This is a genomic window from Martinezella calliandrae (genome assembly GCF_030272695.1).
GTDB classification, from domain to species: domain Bacteria; phylum Pseudomonadota; class Alphaproteobacteria; order Rhizobiales; family Rhizobiaceae; genus Rhizobium; species Rhizobium calliandrae.
In genome coordinates, this window is record NZ_JARFYN010000045.1 from 24139 (window position 1) to 41225 (window position 17087).

10 protein-coding genes and 1 pseudogene are annotated in these 17087 nt (G+C 60.1%); 2 read left to right on the top strand and 9 right to left on the bottom strand.

Annotated features, from left to right (window positions below; genetic code table 11):
• Window positions 1-67: 67 nt before the first annotated feature.
• From PY650_RS26670 to PY650_RS26695, 6 genes are all read right to left on the bottom strand, one after another.
• Window positions 68-1849 carry a hypothetical protein gene (locus PY650_RS26670; RefSeq protein WP_285882600.1) on the bottom strand — a complete coding sequence of 594 codons (1782 nt, stop codon included), beginning with the start codon at window positions 1847-1849 and terminating at the stop codon, window positions 68-70.
• Window positions 1836-2894, bottom strand: a complete 1059-nt coding sequence (locus tag PY650_RS26675; protein WP_285882601.1) for a caspase family protein — start codon at window positions 2892-2894, stop codon at window positions 1836-1838. Before PY650_RS26675 ends, PY650_RS26670 begins: the two co-directional genes overlap by 14 nt.
• Before the next feature lie 9 nt (window positions 2895-2903).
• A complete protein-coding gene (locus PY650_RS26680) occupies window positions 2904-4451 on the bottom strand; it encodes a hypothetical protein (RefSeq protein ID WP_285882602.1) in 1548 nt (515 codons plus the stop codon).
• Window positions 4452-4862: 411 nt separating this feature from the next.
• Window positions 4863-8132 carry an error-prone DNA polymerase gene (locus tag PY650_RS26685; protein ID WP_285882603.1) on the bottom strand — a complete coding sequence of 1090 codons (3270 nt, stop codon included), beginning with the start codon at window positions 8130-8132 and terminating at the stop codon, window positions 4863-4865.
• Window positions 8129-9652, bottom strand: coding sequence for a Y-family DNA polymerase (locus PY650_RS26690; protein ID WP_285882604.1), 1524 nt, complete (start codon window positions 9650-9652; stop codon window positions 8129-8131). The genes PY650_RS26685 and PY650_RS26690 overlap by 4 nt, the downstream gene beginning before the upstream one ends.
• A complete protein-coding gene (locus tag PY650_RS26695; protein ID WP_285882605.1) occupies window positions 9567-10328 on the bottom strand; it encodes an ImuA family protein in 762 nt (253 codons plus the stop codon). Before PY650_RS26695 ends, PY650_RS26690 begins: the two co-directional genes overlap by 86 nt.
• Window positions 10329-10750: 422 nt before the next feature.
• On the opposite strand from PY650_RS26695, the gene dinB reads away from it, so the two are divergent.
• The gene (gene dinB, locus PY650_RS26700; RefSeq protein WP_285882626.1) at window positions 10751-11791 is read left to right on the top strand and encodes a DNA polymerase IV; all 1041 of its coding nucleotides are present in this window, start codon (window positions 10751-10753) and stop codon (window positions 11789-11791) included.
• On the opposite strand, the pseudogene PY650_RS26705 reads toward dinB, so the two are convergent.
• Window positions 11788-12015 (bottom strand): annotated as a pseudogene (locus PY650_RS26705) (SOS response-associated peptidase family protein); the annotation flags it as partial. The gene dinB and the pseudogene PY650_RS26705 overlap by 4 nt on opposite strands.
• A gap of 208 nt (window positions 12016-12223) precedes the next feature.
• Between PY650_RS26705 and PY650_RS26710 the strand changes: the two are divergent.
• Window positions 12224-12577, top strand: coding sequence for a hypothetical protein (locus tag PY650_RS26710; RefSeq protein ID WP_285882606.1), 354 nt, complete (start codon window positions 12224-12226; stop codon window positions 12575-12577).
• Between the two features lie 188 nt (window positions 12578-12765).
• Here the strand turns inward: PY650_RS26710 and PY650_RS26715 are convergent, their stop codons facing one another.
• Together PY650_RS26715 and PY650_RS26720 are read right to left on the bottom strand one after the other, a co-directional pair.
• Complete coding sequence (locus PY650_RS26715; RefSeq protein ID WP_285882607.1) at window positions 12766-13968, bottom strand: hypothetical protein; 1203 nt, start codon at window positions 13966-13968, stop codon at window positions 12766-12768.
• Window positions 13969-14035: 67 nt separating this feature from the next.
• Window positions 14036-16105 carry an NERD domain-containing protein gene (locus tag PY650_RS26720; RefSeq protein WP_285882609.1) on the bottom strand — a complete coding sequence of 690 codons (2070 nt, stop codon included), beginning with the start codon at window positions 16103-16105 and terminating at the stop codon, window positions 14036-14038.
• Between the last annotated feature and the right edge of the window lie 982 nt (window positions 16106-17087).

The window sequence follows — 17087 nt, forward strand, 5'->3', positions numbered from 1 at the left end:
TCGACCGCGCAGCGATACCACCGCTGCCTAAGAGACTGCTCTTGGGCGGGTACTATGGGCGAGATCCTCAGGCGCCGGCTTCCAAGGTAGGAGCAGTTCCGTCCGACGTCGACTTGGATCCCTTGGCAAGTTGCAATGCCGAGGCCGCGACACGGATCGGCACCTGGGCGCGGCGTGCAAGATCGCGAGCCATCGAATCGATGTCTTCTTGCGCGACGACATCTTGCGCCATATCGAGAAGCCATTGCGGCAGACTCGAGCTGACGCCGATATGCATGATATTGTCGCTCTGATCTCGAATTTTCGAAACCACGTCTGAAACCGTATCGTTTGCACCGATCAGGTCCGGAAAGAACTGAACTTGAAGCTCCTGAAGTTTGGCCCCGAGCTGTGTCCGGCCGAGTTCGAGGGCCAGAGGAGATTCTGCGATGGATTTAATTGTCGCATCCTTGCTTATCGCCCAATCCGCCCGGCGCGCGAGATCGAGCGTCAGGGAAAATACCGATTTGACGATCGGGTAAAGCTTTTGGTGGCTGAGGGGAGCTTGCACCGACCTTTGTGCTGACACGACGAGCGAGACCATCGGGCTTCCGTCGAAGACGCCCCAGGGACCCGCAGCATAGTCGCTGATCGATGCGGTTTCCAGCCAGGACCGCGCCGCGATCAGATCGGGCAGTTCCTGACTCAGCGCAATAATTGCATCCAAAGTGGGCCGCAACATCGGCGGCGTGGCGAGTGGTAGCAACGCCGCAATGCTCTTGCCGAAGGCCGCTTCAGCTGCAGCGAGAAGGGCGGCGAGATCGGTGGGGCGCTGCGAGTCCTTCCTCCGTAGGGACAGGAAGAACAAGCCGATCACGTCGGGTGATCCCGGCATGAGAGACCACAGGTTCCGCAGCATCGCAGCTTCGAGATTCGGATCCGGCTCATCGCGGAGGAAATGCGCGCAGGCTCCGATCAGCCCGGCCAACGGATGGTCGAATTTCCCGTTGATTGCTGCCGTGCGTATGTTTTCGGGAATCGCGCCGAAGCGCTTTCCAAGAACCTGGACGGATGCATCGATCTTCTGGCTGAAGCCGTCGTCGGGCTCGAAACCCCGATCGTGCGCCACCATGTCGAGACTCGCGCGGGACAGATTGACCCGAGGAGACTTTTCCTCTCTTCCGCCACCTCTCGTCATGTCGACCGGAACAAACATCAGGTTGTCCCATCCACTGAACAGATGGATCGGCATGACGATCTGATCGGCATTCTCCTCATTGATAAGTAGATATGGCCCAGGCTTCAGGCATGCCGAGAAAATCGCCCAACCGGCCCCTGGATCGCGGGCCAAATCCTCGTCCTGGAAACTCGTGACGACATCTCCATCGGGAGTCTGCAGACTTCCAAGGTCGACGCCGGCGAAAGCCCCGTTCTCTTCCATATCGCGCGTTCGGAACATGATCATCAAGCGGCAGGATCCGGCGCTCGATGGGGGCGCGTCCGTGGTCGATTCTCTGCTGAATTGGCGCGCAGGCCCGATGTAGTATTCGTGGTGATCCCTCGTGTCGGAAGCAGGCAAAGCCGAGCTACGCACTGGTCCTTTTATGTCCAGGTCCGTCGGACCTTCGTGCACGATGACTTTCTCGGTCATTGATCCTGCCGAGACCAGACGGACGACGTAGAGCCCTTTGCGCAAATCGAGATTTACCCGGCCGTTTCCACCGCCCTGTATCCGGTTTCTACCGTCGAAGATCGTTATTCGGCAGTCATAGTCCCAATTGCCGCTGCCATCGGGTGCAACCGCGGTGATCGCGAAGGGAAAACGTTGCTGTTCTTGGGACGTTGCGCTATCGCTTTCAGAAGGTGGCATGCTGGCCCTCCATTCCCGGGCGGAAGAATATCGACATGGTATCGCCGGTCTCCACGTGCTCGAGGAGGTTCACCTCATACTTGAACATGACCGGCCATGGTCCGCTCGATGCCGGACCTTCGCGGAGGACTTTGCTGTCTGCATCACGAAGGCGGATCGAGCCGTTTCTCCAGCCTTTGAACCTTATCTCGAAATTACTCGCCGCCGCTGCTGGCCCAGGCGCTGGCCCGAGCGGAGAGGGAGAACCGAAGACAAGTCGCTCCGGTGGTAGCTGCATCCCCCTTTTGGGGACTTGCTGGCGGCCGTCCACCTTTGCAAGCCTGGGTACTTCGGCCTGCAGATAATCCCAGAGTGCGAACTGGGTGATGTCTTCTCCGGCAGGGGCGGCTGCGCCTTTCAGTCCGGCGAGAAGTGCTGTAGTGAAATAGCCCCGCACCTCGGTGTCGGCGTCCTGAGCGCCTTCGAAGGCTCTCTGCTCATGCTCAGCCGCGAAGATGCTGACAATTTTTGTATCCTGGTACCCTTCTCTGGCCGTCGGACAGCCGCCGGCGGTATCTTGCGCGCGGGACTTGAGAATCCGTGACCGACAGCAATCGAAGAACATGACAATTTCGGAAAAAGGCATGCAGCGCTGGACCCAGCCCATCAGATGATTGGCGCTGATGGATTTGTTTGGCAGCTCGCGCGACCAACGCGGAAGGCAGAGTGCGACATCGGGGAGCTGTTGGCCAACGGTGTCGAATGAATGACCGTGGCCACTGAAAAACAGGTAGAAGCGTCGACCGCCGCCGACGGCATTAGCGAGCTGCCAGATCTCTACGAGTGCATCCTCGATTTGCTGAACATCCGGCGCCAAGGGGTCGCCGGTGGAGGTGATCAATTTGCAGTTCGCATCCGGAAGGCCGCCTCCAGACTGTTTGTCCTTAAGCCAATCCGCGAACTTACATGCATCGGCGATCGCACCCCTGAGATTGCCGCCATCGGCGTAGAAAGGGTAGTGATTGAAGCCGACGACCAAAGCAAAATCTTTGTTCTGTTCTGGCATGGTCCGACCTCACGCGCTCACGATGGCTCGCAAACTTGCGAGGGTTGGTGGATCATCATCGAAGTCGCCGTGGCGTAGAGCAGAACTGAGAAAGCCGTCGCCTCCTTCTGCCGCAATCGATAGCACGGACCGCCGCGCTCCGGGGTCGCCAAGCCAAGCGGTCGAGTCCAGAAGAAATGGATCGATGAAGGGCGGTTTGCCCGTCCAGAAACGCTGCATGCCGGCGATGGGCGTGTCCGGCTCGTCTTCCAGCACGCCAGAGATGAAGTAAAGGAGCGACTTATTATAGAACTTGGGAACGAGCTGGTCCTTCTGTTCATTTTCGTCAGTCATCGTAAAAACGCGAAAACGTTCGAACCGTGCTGGTTTGCTGACAATTTCGGAATACATCAATCGGCTCAGGCAAGCAGGAGCCAGGAAAATGACGTTGCGAATGCGAAGGGCGACTTTTTGCCGTTCGAGCGCGGCGAAGAGGTTGCATATCGCAATAGAGCCGGCGCTATGACCGACCAGATCGACGACAACGTCGGGATTGGCTTGCTGGTATGCTGAAAGTTTAAGCATAAAGTAGCTGCCGGGATAGGCGTCTTCCCCGAGCGGCTCGGTGTTCGGCAACCACATTGCCGATGCGACGGTTTTCATGCCACCCCATGTCCAAGCACCAAAGTCTGCCAGATAGAGCGCGCGCAAGATCTCCTCGACAACGGTGGTGTACAAGCCATGATCGCGTCCCTTCATGAATCGGCGTACGACCTGTACGGCAACCTTCGCCACGAGGATTGCTACTCCTGCAATCGAAAACCCTCGGCCTGCCTCGTCCCTCAGATTGTCACTCAGCGCCGGTTTCATCAGTTTCTTCTCGTCCGGTGGTGGCGCAGTCACGCCTCCCACAGCATCGTCAGTTTCCAAATCGTTCTGAATATCCAGTTCCATGTCCGTACGGAGCTGCTGCAAATCCGCTTCGTTCAAAGACTCGGCTTTTGCCCGGACAACGGCTTCCTTGTCACTAAATGGATCGCTCTCCGCGAGCTGCCGCTTGACATCTTCGTCGCTCACCTCGCCAACGGCGCCCCGACCACCAAGGTCAACGCCAAATCGCTTGGCCAACTGGCGCAGAAGATATTTCAGGAGCGTCTGGAATAGCTTGGTTTCGCCGATCTGTAAGACGTTACGGGACACGGTCTCGAGTAGGCCGGTCTCCCAGATGAATGTAACGGGATGGGCGCCCGCTTTTGAGTAGACCTGTGCCATTTTCAAAGCTGTCGCCGCACCCGAGGCTTCAGAAATCAGTCCTCCGTGGAAATGGACCACGAGCTTCGTCGACTTGGCTTGCTCTAGATAAGAAAAGATGGCGTCGATGTCTTGCGGGCTCGTTTTGAGGTCGCCGCTCTCCTTGAAGGTTCCTTTCGGACCGACATTTACAAAATTCAAGGCGCAAAGCTCAGACAATCCCCTACTCCCCAGCAAGAACTCCGACCTTACCTTCACTGTACTGTATTGGTGTGTTTTCGCAAGAGAGCTCGCCCTTAACTTGTCTGGAGGTGGTGAGTTGTACACCTCTTGAATACGACACTATTCGGCGTGAATCGCGGGGTCGATTTTGAGTCGAGCGTCTTGAATAGGAGGGGCTGTTTGTTCCTATTACTTATTCGAGGCTCAGTCGATCGGATGAACGAATGGACCGCCCAGCCTAACGCAGATGGGATCGATCGCTCATCGTGCGCCTAACGGTCGGCGGCCTAAGCGTGTGCTATTTCGCCGGGCCGGAACGGGGCGACCGTCGGTTCGCCATGCTGCAAAAGACTGGCGGCTACCCTCTGCAATCGAAAACGACACCCGACGAGGTAGCGGTCAAGCTGGCTATTTTCTTCTTTCGTAGATTTCGGGGTGAAGTGGCTGGAACCCGAGACCCAGCAATTTTGCAGCCCGGCGCCTTGATAGGAATCGAACCCACGACCCCGTCATTCCTCACCTGAAATCCCGCGTCTTCACCCTGATCTCATCGAGATGCAGATAGGGGTCGATGATATCGCGCGGTTTCGGCCCCTTCGGTATCCCGCGCGGATCGGGCCTCGGCGCCCCATGATGAAATTCGTCGCCGCGCCCATGCGGCAGCGGAAAGGCAGCATCCCGTTCGCCGACGCTCGCCAATTCGTCCGTGAGGTCGGCCAGCCGGTGGGCGACGAGGTGTACGACATCCCCTTCCCTCTGGATGCGGCCATAGACCCCGAGCATGCCGGCGCCGAGCACGACGCGGCGGTATTTCTCGAAGACTTTTGCCCAGACAACGAGATTGGCAATCCCAGTTTCGTCCTCGATGGTGATGAAGAGCACGCCCTTGGCGGAACCGGGGCGCTGGCGGACGAGCACAAGGCCGGCAGCCTCCAACCATTTTCCATCGCGGGCCTGCATTGCCTCGGCGCAGTTGACGATACGGCGACGCCTGAGATCCTCCCGCAGGAAGGACAGCGGGTGATCGCGGAGCGTCAATCCGACATGGCTATAGTCGGCGACCACTTCCCCGCCCGAGGTCATCGGCTTGAGCGCCACCACCGGCTCGTTGATTTCAGCGACGGTGGTTTCTTCCCGGGCGGATACGGCGGCAAAGAGCGGCAGCGGTTCGTCCCTGAGCGGTTTGATCGCCCACAACGCCTTGCGCCGGGCCAGACCGAGCGACGGCTGGAAGGCATCAGCCTCTGCGAGTTCGACGAGCGAGGCCGCCGACGCGCGCGCGCGGCGCCAGAGATCATCGACCGAGGCGAACGACCGATCGGCCCGCACCGCGACAATCGCAGCGGCATCTGCATTGGCAAGGCCCCTGACCATACGCATGCCGAGCCGCACGGCGAAGCGGCCGTCATCCTCCGTCGGCTCGAGCGTGCAATCCCAGCGGCTTGCATTGACGCAGACAGGGCGAACCTCGACACCGTGATTGCGGGCATCCCGGACGATTTGGGCCGGCGCGTAAAAGCCCATCGGCTGGGCGTTGAGCAGCGCGCAGCAGAACACGTCCGGATGCCAGCATTTCAGCCAGGAGGAGGCATAAGCGATCAAAGCGAAGGAGGCGGCATGGCTTTCCGGAAAGCCGTAGCTGCCGAAGCCCTCAAGCTGCTTGAAGGTCTTTTCCGCAATTTCCGGCTCGTAGCCGTTGGCCACCATGCCTGATATCAGCTTCTGGCCGAACTTCGATACGCCGCCGGTGTGCTTGAAAGTGGCCATGGCGCGGCGCAGCTGATCGGCCTCGCCGGCGGTGAATCCTGTGCATTCGATCGCGACCCGCATCGCCTGTTCCTGGAAGAGCGGCACGCCGAGCGTCTTGCCGAGCACCTTTTCCAGTTCCGGCTTCGGATAGTCGACCGTTTCCTTACCCTCCCGCCGCCGGAGATAGGGATGCACCATGTCGCCCTGGATCGGACCGGGGCGGACGATCGCCACCTCAATCACGAGATCGTAGAAAGTGCGCGGCTTGATCCTGGGCAACATCGACATCTGCGCCCGGCTCTCAATCTGGAAGGTGCCGAGCGTGTCGGCCTTCCTGATCATCGCATAGGTGCGTGGATCCTCGGCCGGGATGGTCGCGAGATCGAGATCGATACCCTTGTGCTCGGTGAGCAAATCGAAGCCGCGCTTCATGCAGGAGAGCATTCCCAATGCCAGGCAATCGACCTTCATGAATTTCAGGATGTCGATATCGTCCTTGTCCCATTCGATCACCTGCCGGTCGACCATCGCCGCCGGCTCGATCGGCACCAGCTCGTCGAGGCGGTCGCGGGTAAGCACGAATCCACCGGGATGCTGCGACAGGTGACGAGGCGCTCCCATCAGCTGGCGGGCAAGGTCCAGCGTCAGGCGCAGGCGCCGGTCGGAGAGGTTGAGGTTGAGCTCTTCGGCGTGCTTTTCGCCGACATCCTCGCCCCAGCCCCAGACCCCGGACGAGAGCATCTTCGTCATATCCTCCGGCAGGCCCAAAGCCTTGCCCACGTCGCGCACCGCACCCTTCGAGCGATAGCGAATGACGGTCGAGCAGAGGGCGGCATGATCGCGGCCATAGGTTTCGAACACCCATTGCATGACGATCTCGCGCCGCTCGTGCTCGAAATCGACATCAATGTCGGGCGGCTCGCGCCGCTCCTCGGAGACGAAGCGCTCGAAGAGCAGATCGTTGCGGTCGGGATCGATCGAGGTGATGCCGAGCACATAGCAGACGGCGGAGTTGGCAGCCGATCCCCTGCCCTGGCAAAGAATGTCGCGTGATCGGGCAAAACGGACGATCGAATTCACCGTCAGGAAATACGGCGCGTATTCGAGCTTTTCGATCAGCCGCAGCTCGTGCTCGATGTTTGCCCTCACCTTTTTCGGCAAGCCTTCCGGATAGCGTGCCGCCGCCCCTTCCCAGGTGAGCTGTTCAAGCGTCTGCTGCGGCGTCAGTTCCGTATGCGAGCGTTCCTCCGGATATTGATAGGCGAGTTCGTCGAGCGAGAAGCGACAACGCTCCATGATTTCGATGGTGCGGGCGAGCGCCTCCGGATAACGATTGAACAGCCGCGCCATCTCCTCCGGTGGCTTCAGATAGCGATCGGCGTGCCGTTCCCTCCGAAAACCGGCGTCATCGATGGTGATGTTGTGACGAATGCAGGTGACGACATCCTGCAGGATGCGCCGCTCCGGCACATGAAACAGCACATCATTCGTCACGACGGTTGGCACGCGGGCGGCGGCGGCCATGTTCGAGAGCTCATGGAGCCGCAGCTGGTCATTCGGCCGGCGGCGGAGGGTGAGCGCCAGACAGCCACGGTCGCCGAAGGCTTCGCGCAGGCGGCGCAGGCTGAGTGCGCAGGCCTCGTCGGCTTCATCCGGAATGAGGACGGCGATCAGGCCCTCGCCGTAGGCGACGAGATCGGCCCAGCCAAGCTGGCATTTTGCCTTGCCGGCGCGCTTCTTGCAGAGCGACAGCAGGCGGCAGAGCCGGGCATAGGCCGGCCGGTCGGTCGGATAGACGAGTACGGAAATGCCGTCGGTCAGATCGAGGCGGCAGCCGACAATCAGACGAATGCCGGTGTCCTTGGCCGCCTGGTGGGCGCGCACGATGCCGGCCAGCGAATTGCGATCGACGATCGCCAGCGCTTCGATGCCGGGTTCGGCGGCCTGCGCGAACAGTTCCTCACAAGACGAGGCGCCTCGCAGAAAGGAAAAATGCGAGGTCACCTGCAGCTCGGCATAGCGCGCGCTTTCCGTCATCCGAATATCCCGTGCAGGAACCATTTCTGGCTGCCGGTCTCACCGTGCTCGCCGTCGCCGGCGCGAAAAATCCAGTAGCGCTCGCCGGCGTCGTCCTCGACCTGGAAATAGTCGCGCACCGCAGCAAGCTCGGCATCGCGCTTCCACCATTCGCCGAACACCCGCTCCGGGCCGTCGGCCCGCCTGACGCGCCGGCGCACGCCGCGCCAGGTGAAATGGACCGGCGGATGATCCGGCAGCAGCGCCATGGTCTCGATCGGCTCGGGATACGGCAGCAGCCGGGTGGGGCGCGGCCAGTGGCTCGGCCAAGTCTCGCCACTATCAGGGGTCATCGGCGCCACGCGGGTGGTGGAGCGTTCGGGCACGTCGCTGGCAAGAGGTGCCACGCGAAAAAGCCGCCGCTCGCCGATGCGGTTGCCGATTATGTCGATCAGCCCGGACACATCGGCCTCCGGTTCTTCGACGAGCGAAGAGATGACTTGCCGCGCCACCAGCGGCTCGGCGATGGTGGCCGTCAGCGACATGATCTCGATGCCAAAGCCGGGATCGATGGTTTCGATCCGGTCGGTGAGGAGACGCGTCAGCCGCTTGACGTCGCGAACCGGCGTCGCCGTGCCGGCGCGGATCGCCTGGTAGGTGTTGTCGACCCGTTGAAACAAGAGATCGAGCCGACGGATGCCAAGCCCCCTTTCTTCAAGCGAGTGACAGAGCTGATCGACCAGCCTGGCCGTGTAGCGCGCGATCGTCTCAGCGGCGCCGATCGGCTCGCCGAAGGCGCGGCGCACCTCGATAAGGTCGGGCGTGCGCAGGGGATCGATGGGCTCCGCAACGCGTCCCATGGCCTGGTCGATCCGGCGGCCGAGCTCAGGCCCGAACCGAAGCGCAAGCGGCGCGCGCGGCTGGCCGGCAATGTCGCCGATTGTCTTGAAACCGAGAGCCCGAAGACCGTCGGTGATGGCACTATCGAGACGAAGTGCTGCGATCGGCAGAGCATGCAGGCCGTTCGCCTGCGCGGCCGGCGGAACGACAAGTGTCGGATCGGCCCGATATCGGGCGACCGCATGCGCCGCACCCCAGGTGTCGGCCACGGCCGCACGCGCGGCAATGCCGGAGTGAAAGAAGCGATTGACCATGCCGGACAGCATCAGCTCCTCGCCGCCATGCAGATGATCGGCGCCGGTCGTATCGATCACCAGGCCATCGGGCGGATCGGCGGCAACGATCGGCGCATAGCACTGCAGCGCCCAGAGCGCCAAACGTTCGAGCGCCTCGAGGTCGGCGCCTGGATCGGCATCCATGACCACAAGCCCGGACACAAGCGCCTGCGCCTTGGTGGCCGGCATGCCGACGCGCAAGCCTGCGGCCTGGGCGGCGCGGTCGACGGCGACCACGCTCCGGCGCCTCTGCTGGCGGCCGATCAGGATGAGCGGCGTCTCAGGCGGTGGCGAAGCGTCGCCCAATTTCCTTCTGAGGCGATCCGTCGGCCACGTCGGAAGGAAGAGCGATACGACCCTTGGCATCACATGCCTCCACTTCGAAATCAGCACTTTCACCCGCGCGGGCGCGGATGAGTTCAAGCAGCCAGCGAGCGCGGCCGACGCCAGGTACCGGCAGCGGCGTCGAGGGCAGCACCGAGACCCGCCAGCGGGTGGCCGAGGCGGTCGGCTGCCCGAAATCGGACGCTTCCGCCTGGCGCCGCCAGCGGCGGATGGCGATGCCGATCGTGCCGGAGCCTTCGGCGGCGAGCTGCAGTCGGCGAGAGGCAGTCATTGACAGCCGCGCGAGCTCACCGACAACAGCACCCAGTCCGCCATGGCGCAATCCCTCCTCGATGCAGGAAAGCAGTGCCTTCTCGTCGCCCGCTTCCACGTAGATGACACGGCCGGGCGGCAGGCCGACTTGGGCCAGCGCCGGCGCGAAGAGATCGGCACGCGTCATGCACCAGAGCACCTTGCCCTTGGTGCGGGCGGCGATTCCGGCGGCGAAGGATGCGGCGGCAGCGCCGTCGATCGCTCCATTGCCGCCGCCGGCCACCTCATGCAGGGCGCCGAGGACCAACCCTCCTCCCGGCAGGTGGCCGTCGATCGCCGGGACGCCAAAAGGAAGCACCGCGCGACTCTGAATCGTCCCTCCCTCCAGCCGTTCGATGCGCTCGCGCAGCTCGGCGATGACGGGGTTGACGGCGTGGTCACGCATGCGAAATGCCACCTCCTTCGGGCTTTGCAACGATGGAAACTGTTGATATGTTCCCTATTTGTTCTTACTTTGAAAAGGAGTCAATCAACCGCCAAGCGACTCTTCTTCATGTATCGATCATTAGACTTGAATGCCGGTCCGCGTATTTTTTTGATTCGCTTACAAATACAGCGGGATAGAAAAGCGAATATCTTGCGACGTGCTTGCAGGATTTTTATCGGCGACAGTAAGGCGGATCGATCGCGGTGCCCGGTTCGTTCGGTTACTGCTGCTCATTTCTGGCGCAGGTTTGGATAGGATAGATAAGGCCGGTTGAAGGGATTTGGATGCTGAGCGCGCAGCTGTACGAAGGCGAATATAGGAGCGAGGTGGACGTCGTCCCCTCGCCCGGCCATCGCGTGCGTAAAATTATCCATATAGACATGGACGCCTTCTATGCCTCTGTCGAACAGCGCGACAATCCCGAGCTTCGAGGCAAACCTGTGGCCGTCGGCTATCCGGCCGCACGCGGCGTGGTCGCGGCGGCGAGCTACGAGGCGCGCAAATACGGGGTCCACTCCGCGATGCCGTCGGTGACCGCCAAGCGCAAATGTCCGGAGCTGATCTTCGTGCCGCCACGCTTCGATGTCTACAAGGCGGTGTCGCAGCAGATCCGCGAGATCTTCGCTGAATACACTCCGCTGATCGAGCCGCTCTCGCTCGACGAGGCCTATCTCGATGTCACCGAAAATCTCAAGGGCATGGACATCGCCACCGAGATCGCGCTGGAGATCCGCGCGAGGATCAAGCAAGTCACCGGCCTCAATGCCTCGGCGGGGATTTCCTATAACAAGTTCCTCGCCAAAATGGCGAGCGACCTCAACAAGCCCAACGGCCAGGCGGTCATCACGCCGAAGAATGGGCCGTCCTTCGTCGAGGCCCTCCCCGTCAAGAAATTCCATGGGGTCGGCCCCGCGACGGCCGAAAAGATGCATCGGCTAGGGATCGACACCGGTGCCGATCTCAAGCAACAGACCCTTGAGTTGCTGGCCGAGTATTTCGGGAAGTCGGGACCCTATTTTTATGGCATTGCCCGTGGCATCGACGAGCGTCAAGTCAAGCCGAACCGGGTGCGCAAATCCGTCGGCGCCGAGGATACCTTCTCACAAGATCTCCATGCCTACGACCCGGCCCGTGAAAGGCTTCAGCCGCTGATCGAAAAGGTCTGGGATTATTGTGAGGCCAATGGCATCGGCGCCAAGACGGTGACTTTGAAGGTCAAATATTCTGACTTCGCCCAGATCACCCGCAGCAAGACCGTTCCCGCACCGCTGCCGGCAATCGCCGACCTGGAGGAGATCGTCAGCCTGCTGCTGGTGCCTATCTTTCCGCCCCGAAAGGGTATTCGCCTGCTCGGCGTCTCGCTGTCCTCACTGGAACGGAGCACCTCCGCAGCGGAGCCGCAGTTGCGGTTGGCGCTTTAGAGCGCCAGCGTCGGCTGGGCAGGCGCACCGGCGTGACGCTTGATCCGGAAGGTCCGCGCTGGCAGCGGCCGCAGGATTTCCTCTTCAGGGAGAAGACCGTCCAGCCAGGCCATGCGTTGGTCCCGTGTCAGCACCGCCATCTGCCTATCGTGGAACGGCGCGATATCGGCGTTCGCCTCGATGGTCAGCATGGCATAGGCCTCCGGCCAATCCTCTGCCACCGGACTCGGCAAAAAGGGACGTGGGCTGACGCCGGAAGAAAAAATCGCGCTACGCGACAAATGGCTGCCCGTTTTCAAAGCCCATTTCCTACAGGCCGCAAAAGAAAAATACCTTTCCGACGTCATCGTTCATGACGTTGCCCGCGTCGATGAGTACCCCGACATCAACGAAAATGAGAAACGCATTTCCTCATGGTTTCGGGTCGGCCTCATGGGCACCTATGATCGAGGCGTGCTTTTGGGCCTGCGATGGACCTATGTGAACAATGAAGGAAACGGCTGGAAGGAATACGCCGCCAATCCGCCGCCGGAGGCAATCAAGGTAATGCTACTGGGTGCTGTCCCATACGAAGGGATCGAGTCCTTCAATTCGAATGGCGACGAGTACTACAACAAACCACACCTCTACTGTCATTTCGATTTCCGTGGGGAGCCTTACGAGAGGCTGTTCTACGGCGAGCAAAAGCAATTGGATGAGAGGCACCCGTACTACTACGCAGAGATCGCAGAGTATAAAGGGCCAACCCTTTTCGAGCGCCTGAGATGGTGCTTCCGCAAGCGATAGGACGTTTAGGATTCTCGCGTAGACACTTGCGGACGTATAGCGGTCGGGAGTGCAGGCGTGGACGTAAAGTCATCACAGGTAGCTGCTCGGACTGACCTTGCTTTGAGGTCCGTAGCAGATCCTTTTCCAACGGGCGTCCATCGGGTCGACCGACAAGGCGTCGCTTACCGTTCGCTGAAGGGCATCCATCAGGCGACAGCAACGAGCCGCTCTTCGATGCCGCGAATGGCGGAGATCGCCGACGTCCCAAGACTCTTGTCGGCAATGAAATTGCGCAGATACGCGATGTCGGCCGTCGTGCTGTACCGACCGATCAATGCAAGCGCGAAGGCCAGATCGGCGGTGCGTTCCTGAATGTCGTAGAACTTGAAGGTGCCGGTCAGAGTTTCAGGTTTGTCCAACGCTTCTTTGGCGAGCTTGATTCCTACCGCTGGCATCAGTGAAGCTGCCGAATGATTGAATGGTGGCAGCCCGGCCGGTCGCGTCCATCCCTCAACATGTGCTTGCTCAATCAAACGCATCGCGTTGATGGCATTGCCGGAAACATTCGCCATTACTGCAGTCATCGCTGAAGCGCTTGCGCGCTGCCGCACTTCCAGCGTGAAATCAGCGCGATTCATCCAGTAGAGGACTTCGCCGATTGCGGTCCACGTCAGGTTCTCCTGCATCGACGCCGTCGAGCCGGTCGAAGGCAATGGCAGAGCACCGCTCGCAAAGGCGAGATGGGCAAGAGTGAAGGTTTGGATCGGGTCGCTAAGGTTGAAGCTGTCTTTGTCAGGCGGAGTGAGAAAGCGCGCCAGTTCGCCGGTCACGGCCGCATCCGACAGTCCGGCAATGTCAGTAATGAGCATCACGACGAAGAAAGCGTTGCTGTCGGCACCGCGCGCGGCCATCGTGAACATCTGTGCTCGCTCGCTGGTCGGCAGGGTATTGAAAACTTCCGCATATGCTTCCGAATAGGGATGATCCATGCACGCGCTGTAGATGCCAAAGGCACGCGAGCAAGCGTCTGGATCATCTTGATGTGCCAAACACTCGGCGATTTCAGCCCTCACTACTGCTTTGTGCTGCGTGGTGCCTTCGTCGAGCGCACCGAGATGCTGAAGGGCCTCGAGGATCGTCGTTGAAATGAAGACATGCTGGTCTTTTGGAAGAGAATCGAGTTTCAGGATCAGCGCCTCACGCTCGGGATCTTCTGCGCGCCAGCACCAACCCGCCGTGTCGATCAGATCAAGCTTTAGATGGTACGGAGCGCCGCGCCACACCCGGTCCAAGAGTGCGCCGATGATGATGGCCACCTGACTACCGAATGTTCCGTGGTGACGAAGCATCGTCAGCAGAATGAAGACTTGGCCATAGGTCGAATCAGGATTGCCCATCAGCCCGATCAAGCGATCGCCGAGCGCGTCATCACGAGTTGGCCAATGGACGAGCCCCGAGTGCATCCGGCTCGCAATGTTAGGTAATGCCGAGTGCTTCCGACGTCTGATTGACGTAAGCCGCAGCGAACGCGCCAGTGCGAACGGCGATTTTATGCGCCGCTGCTTCCTCCCTAAGCCGGAACGTTTCATCGACAAGCCGCTTATCGAAACGGCCCGCAAGCTCGACGAGCCGCTCAACATAGACGTCTCCGGCTATGCGAGAGGGGAGTGCATGCAATACGGCACGCTGCTGGCGCGTCCAGACCACATTCGATGGCTCAAAACCCACCTTCCACATGTGGCCTTCACCGAGCTCGAGGCGAGCCGTATCTATCTCAACGGCAATCAGGCCAAAAACCACTTCCGCTAGAGCTTCAGCCCAATCCCGCGCTGCCCGCCCACAGCGACCAACGAGACAGGCAAGGATCAACTCGGCATCTTCGAGCCCGGCCAGCACCTGCTCTAATAAGAGTGGGTCGGTGATCGCGCCGAGAATAAGTTCCTTCCGGGGTTTGTGCCGTGGCTCAGCAAGAGAAGTTAGAATGGCACTCGCGCTTCCACCAGCTTCGCGCACGACGGCCTCGGCGGCGTAGGCGTCGAGAAATAGGTCGTGACCAAAGCTCACTCTATCGCCGCGCAGCGATAGCAACTTTGAAGAGAGCAGCCGATCGTCCACCGACCGGTCCGCCCTCTCGCCAGTCCGCTCAAGTTCGCGGAGCGCAAAGCTGAATGTGATCCGGTCCATCATCCATCGAGCGATCACTGAAAGCCGAGCCACGCCCGCCGTGGCTTGATCTCCCAATCGGGCCCGCACGAACCGGTCAAATAGGTCGAAGCGGCTAGCGGTGCCGGATTTGTCGCCGAGCTGGCCAACGAGCCGAGCTTCAAGGCAACTTTCGACGGCGCTCAACAGCTCCGTCGCGCCTGCCGGTAGCTGTGGAGCACCAGAGGCTTGAGTTGCGATTGATAGCTTCAACTCCAAGCTTGGCCGAGGAACGTCGAAAGTATCAAGACTGAGAAGGTCCGCGCGCTCCGGCACGTTTTGGCTTGTGATTACCAGATGGGCTTCGTAACGGCGACCGAAGGCGGCGATCCGGCGAAGGAGCGCAACGCGAAGTGGCTCGGAGCACTCGTTGAACCCGTCGATGACGAGTAGGAGTGGACGATTTAGCTGCTTCGCTGCTGCAACAACCTCCCGGGCAGCCGTATCAGCGATGAGCTGGGTTTCACCGTCGAGCAAGGTGCTCATCGATCCAACGAAGTTCTTGGCTGCAACCACAAGCGGTATCCCGCCCGTAGCCGCAAACCTTAGCGCCACGACGTACGCTCCGAGGCTCTTCCCGCAGCCCGACGGGCCGATGAGACAGGCGTCACGTCCAGATGCGATGCGCCGCGTGAGTTCATCGGATGAGATTGGTTCGCCCCCGGCGGTCCACGACGAGGTGACTGCATCGAGGGTCAGGGGCTGGTAAAGCCGAGCAACTCCGGCGCTGTAGTCTCCAAGCAACGTTTCGCTTCGGGCAAGGGAGGGATCGCACGCGGCCGCCGCATCTCCGACGGCCACGAGGCGAAGGTGCCGCGCGAACTGCGTCCATCGATCAAGTGACCAGGGATTCTTGCTAGTCTGGGCCAGCTCCGCGGAGAGATCGGCAAGCCCGAGAAGCTTTACCTTGAAGTCGCTGGTCAGTTCAGAGCCTGCCGGTATGGCCGGGTCAAAGACAACCGCCGTGTCGAGGTAGGGAACTTCCGCGCCGTCAAACGCACGCATCGTATCGCGAAGTGCAAGGGCCGCGCCGCTCGCTTGATGGTAAGCGTTTCGAGTGCTCTTCCACTCGCCGCCAGCAACGCGGACTTGCCAGTGGCCATTTGCGCCGCCGCGGAGCGGCCGCCGGTAGCCCTTCGCCTCAAGAACAAGCACCAGTTGTTCGGTTACAACGATTGTGTCTATTTGCCTGCCGCCCAGGTTGAGGTTGGCGAAAATAAGCGCCCTGGCACCCGCCTTTTCCAAATACTCCGCTACGGCAATAAGGACGTGCTGATCCGATCCATTGGTGACTGCGTCACCGATGAAGATCTGTTGCTTCAGGTTATCCCCATCGCTGGTCAAATAAGTGCCTTCCGGGCCCGGCAGCTTCGGCGTCTATAATGGAACAATTCTCAAATTCATTCAATCGCTCGACCTACACACTCACCAGGGCTGAAGGGCGAAGTGCAGTCCGGCGAGGATAAGCGAAGCAGATAAGGCAAATATTTCGTCTTCCGAAGATGATATGTGAAGAAATATTGGATATTTGAAATCGTCCAAGCACGCGCATCGGCCCACACGGCAAATTTTATTATCTGCAAAAGAAAATATACTTGACAGAAAGGTGGCGTGCCGGGCGAGATTCGAACTATCTGATGGCTGTGAGCCAATTGGAGTGAGATTCATCCGCGTTTAGGCAGCGTTGATTTGAGCCTGATCGTCCGCTTTGCGGGCGCGAAGCAGCCGTTGAGCGCGTTGATCACAATGTGGCCTCAGGCACGCATCGGACCAGCTTTTTCGCCTTGAAAGGATTCCAATTAATGACCCCTCTACCTCCGCACCGGGGAGACTTGTTTTTCAACGCATATTAGGACGCTGCGCGACCCGACTGTCGATTTCCGCCAGAATTTTATCCACTTCTGCGTTTTGACGTGACCAGGGTCGATTAGAAGTAACCTTGTCAAATGAAACCCTTGAGTTGCTTTAAGCGGTTCAACGCGGAATGGAAATGGAGCAAATCCCGCTGAAACTCGACACCGTGTCTCAGGTTTTTTGTGAAGATTGGCCCCGACCGCGTGAAACGAGAATGGCGAAGTCGTCGGTTTTCTCGCGCTCGGTCAGTGGACATCAGCGTTCTTCGTGCTCCGGACTTAAACTAAAGGAATCGGCAACAAGCTACTGGCGTAGCCTGCGCCTGTGTCAAGTCAGCAGGCGTCGGAGGCGCTTGGCGGTCGATGACGGTATCGCTGCGGCTGCCCAGGAAGCGAGCTGAAACTCGCAGGAGGCGTGTATTAGCCGCACATGCAGGACTAGGACCAATCGACATTCATTCCCAAATCGCTTG

Bases quoted from the DNA above. Each gene is read 5' to 3' on its own strand.
- PY650_RS26670 (WP_285882600.1), bottom strand. From the start codon at position 1,849: ATGCCACCTTCTGAAAGCGATAGCGCAACGTCCCAAGAACAGCAACGT.
- PY650_RS26675 (WP_285882601.1), bottom strand. From the start codon at position 2,894: ATGCCAGAACAGAACAAAGATTTTGCTTTGGTCGTCGGCTTCAATCAC.
- PY650_RS26685 (WP_285882603.1), bottom strand. From the start codon at position 8,132: ATGACGGAAAGCGCGCGCTATGCCGAGCTGCAGGTGACCTCGCATTTT.
- PY650_RS26690 (WP_285882604.1), bottom strand. From the start codon at position 9,652: ATGCCAAGGGTCGTATCGCTCTTCCTTCCGACGTGGCCGACGGATCGC.
- PY650_RS26695 (WP_285882605.1), bottom strand. From the start codon at position 10,328: ATGCGTGACCACGCCGTCAACCCCGTCATCGCCGAGCTGCGCGAGCGC.
- dinB (WP_285882626.1), top strand. From the start codon at position 10,751: ATGGACGCCTTCTATGCCTCTGTCGAACAGCGCGACAATCCCGAGCTT.
- PY650_RS26710 (WP_285882606.1), top strand. From the start codon at position 12,224: ATGGGCACCTATGATCGAGGCGTGCTTTTGGGCCTGCGATGGACCTAT.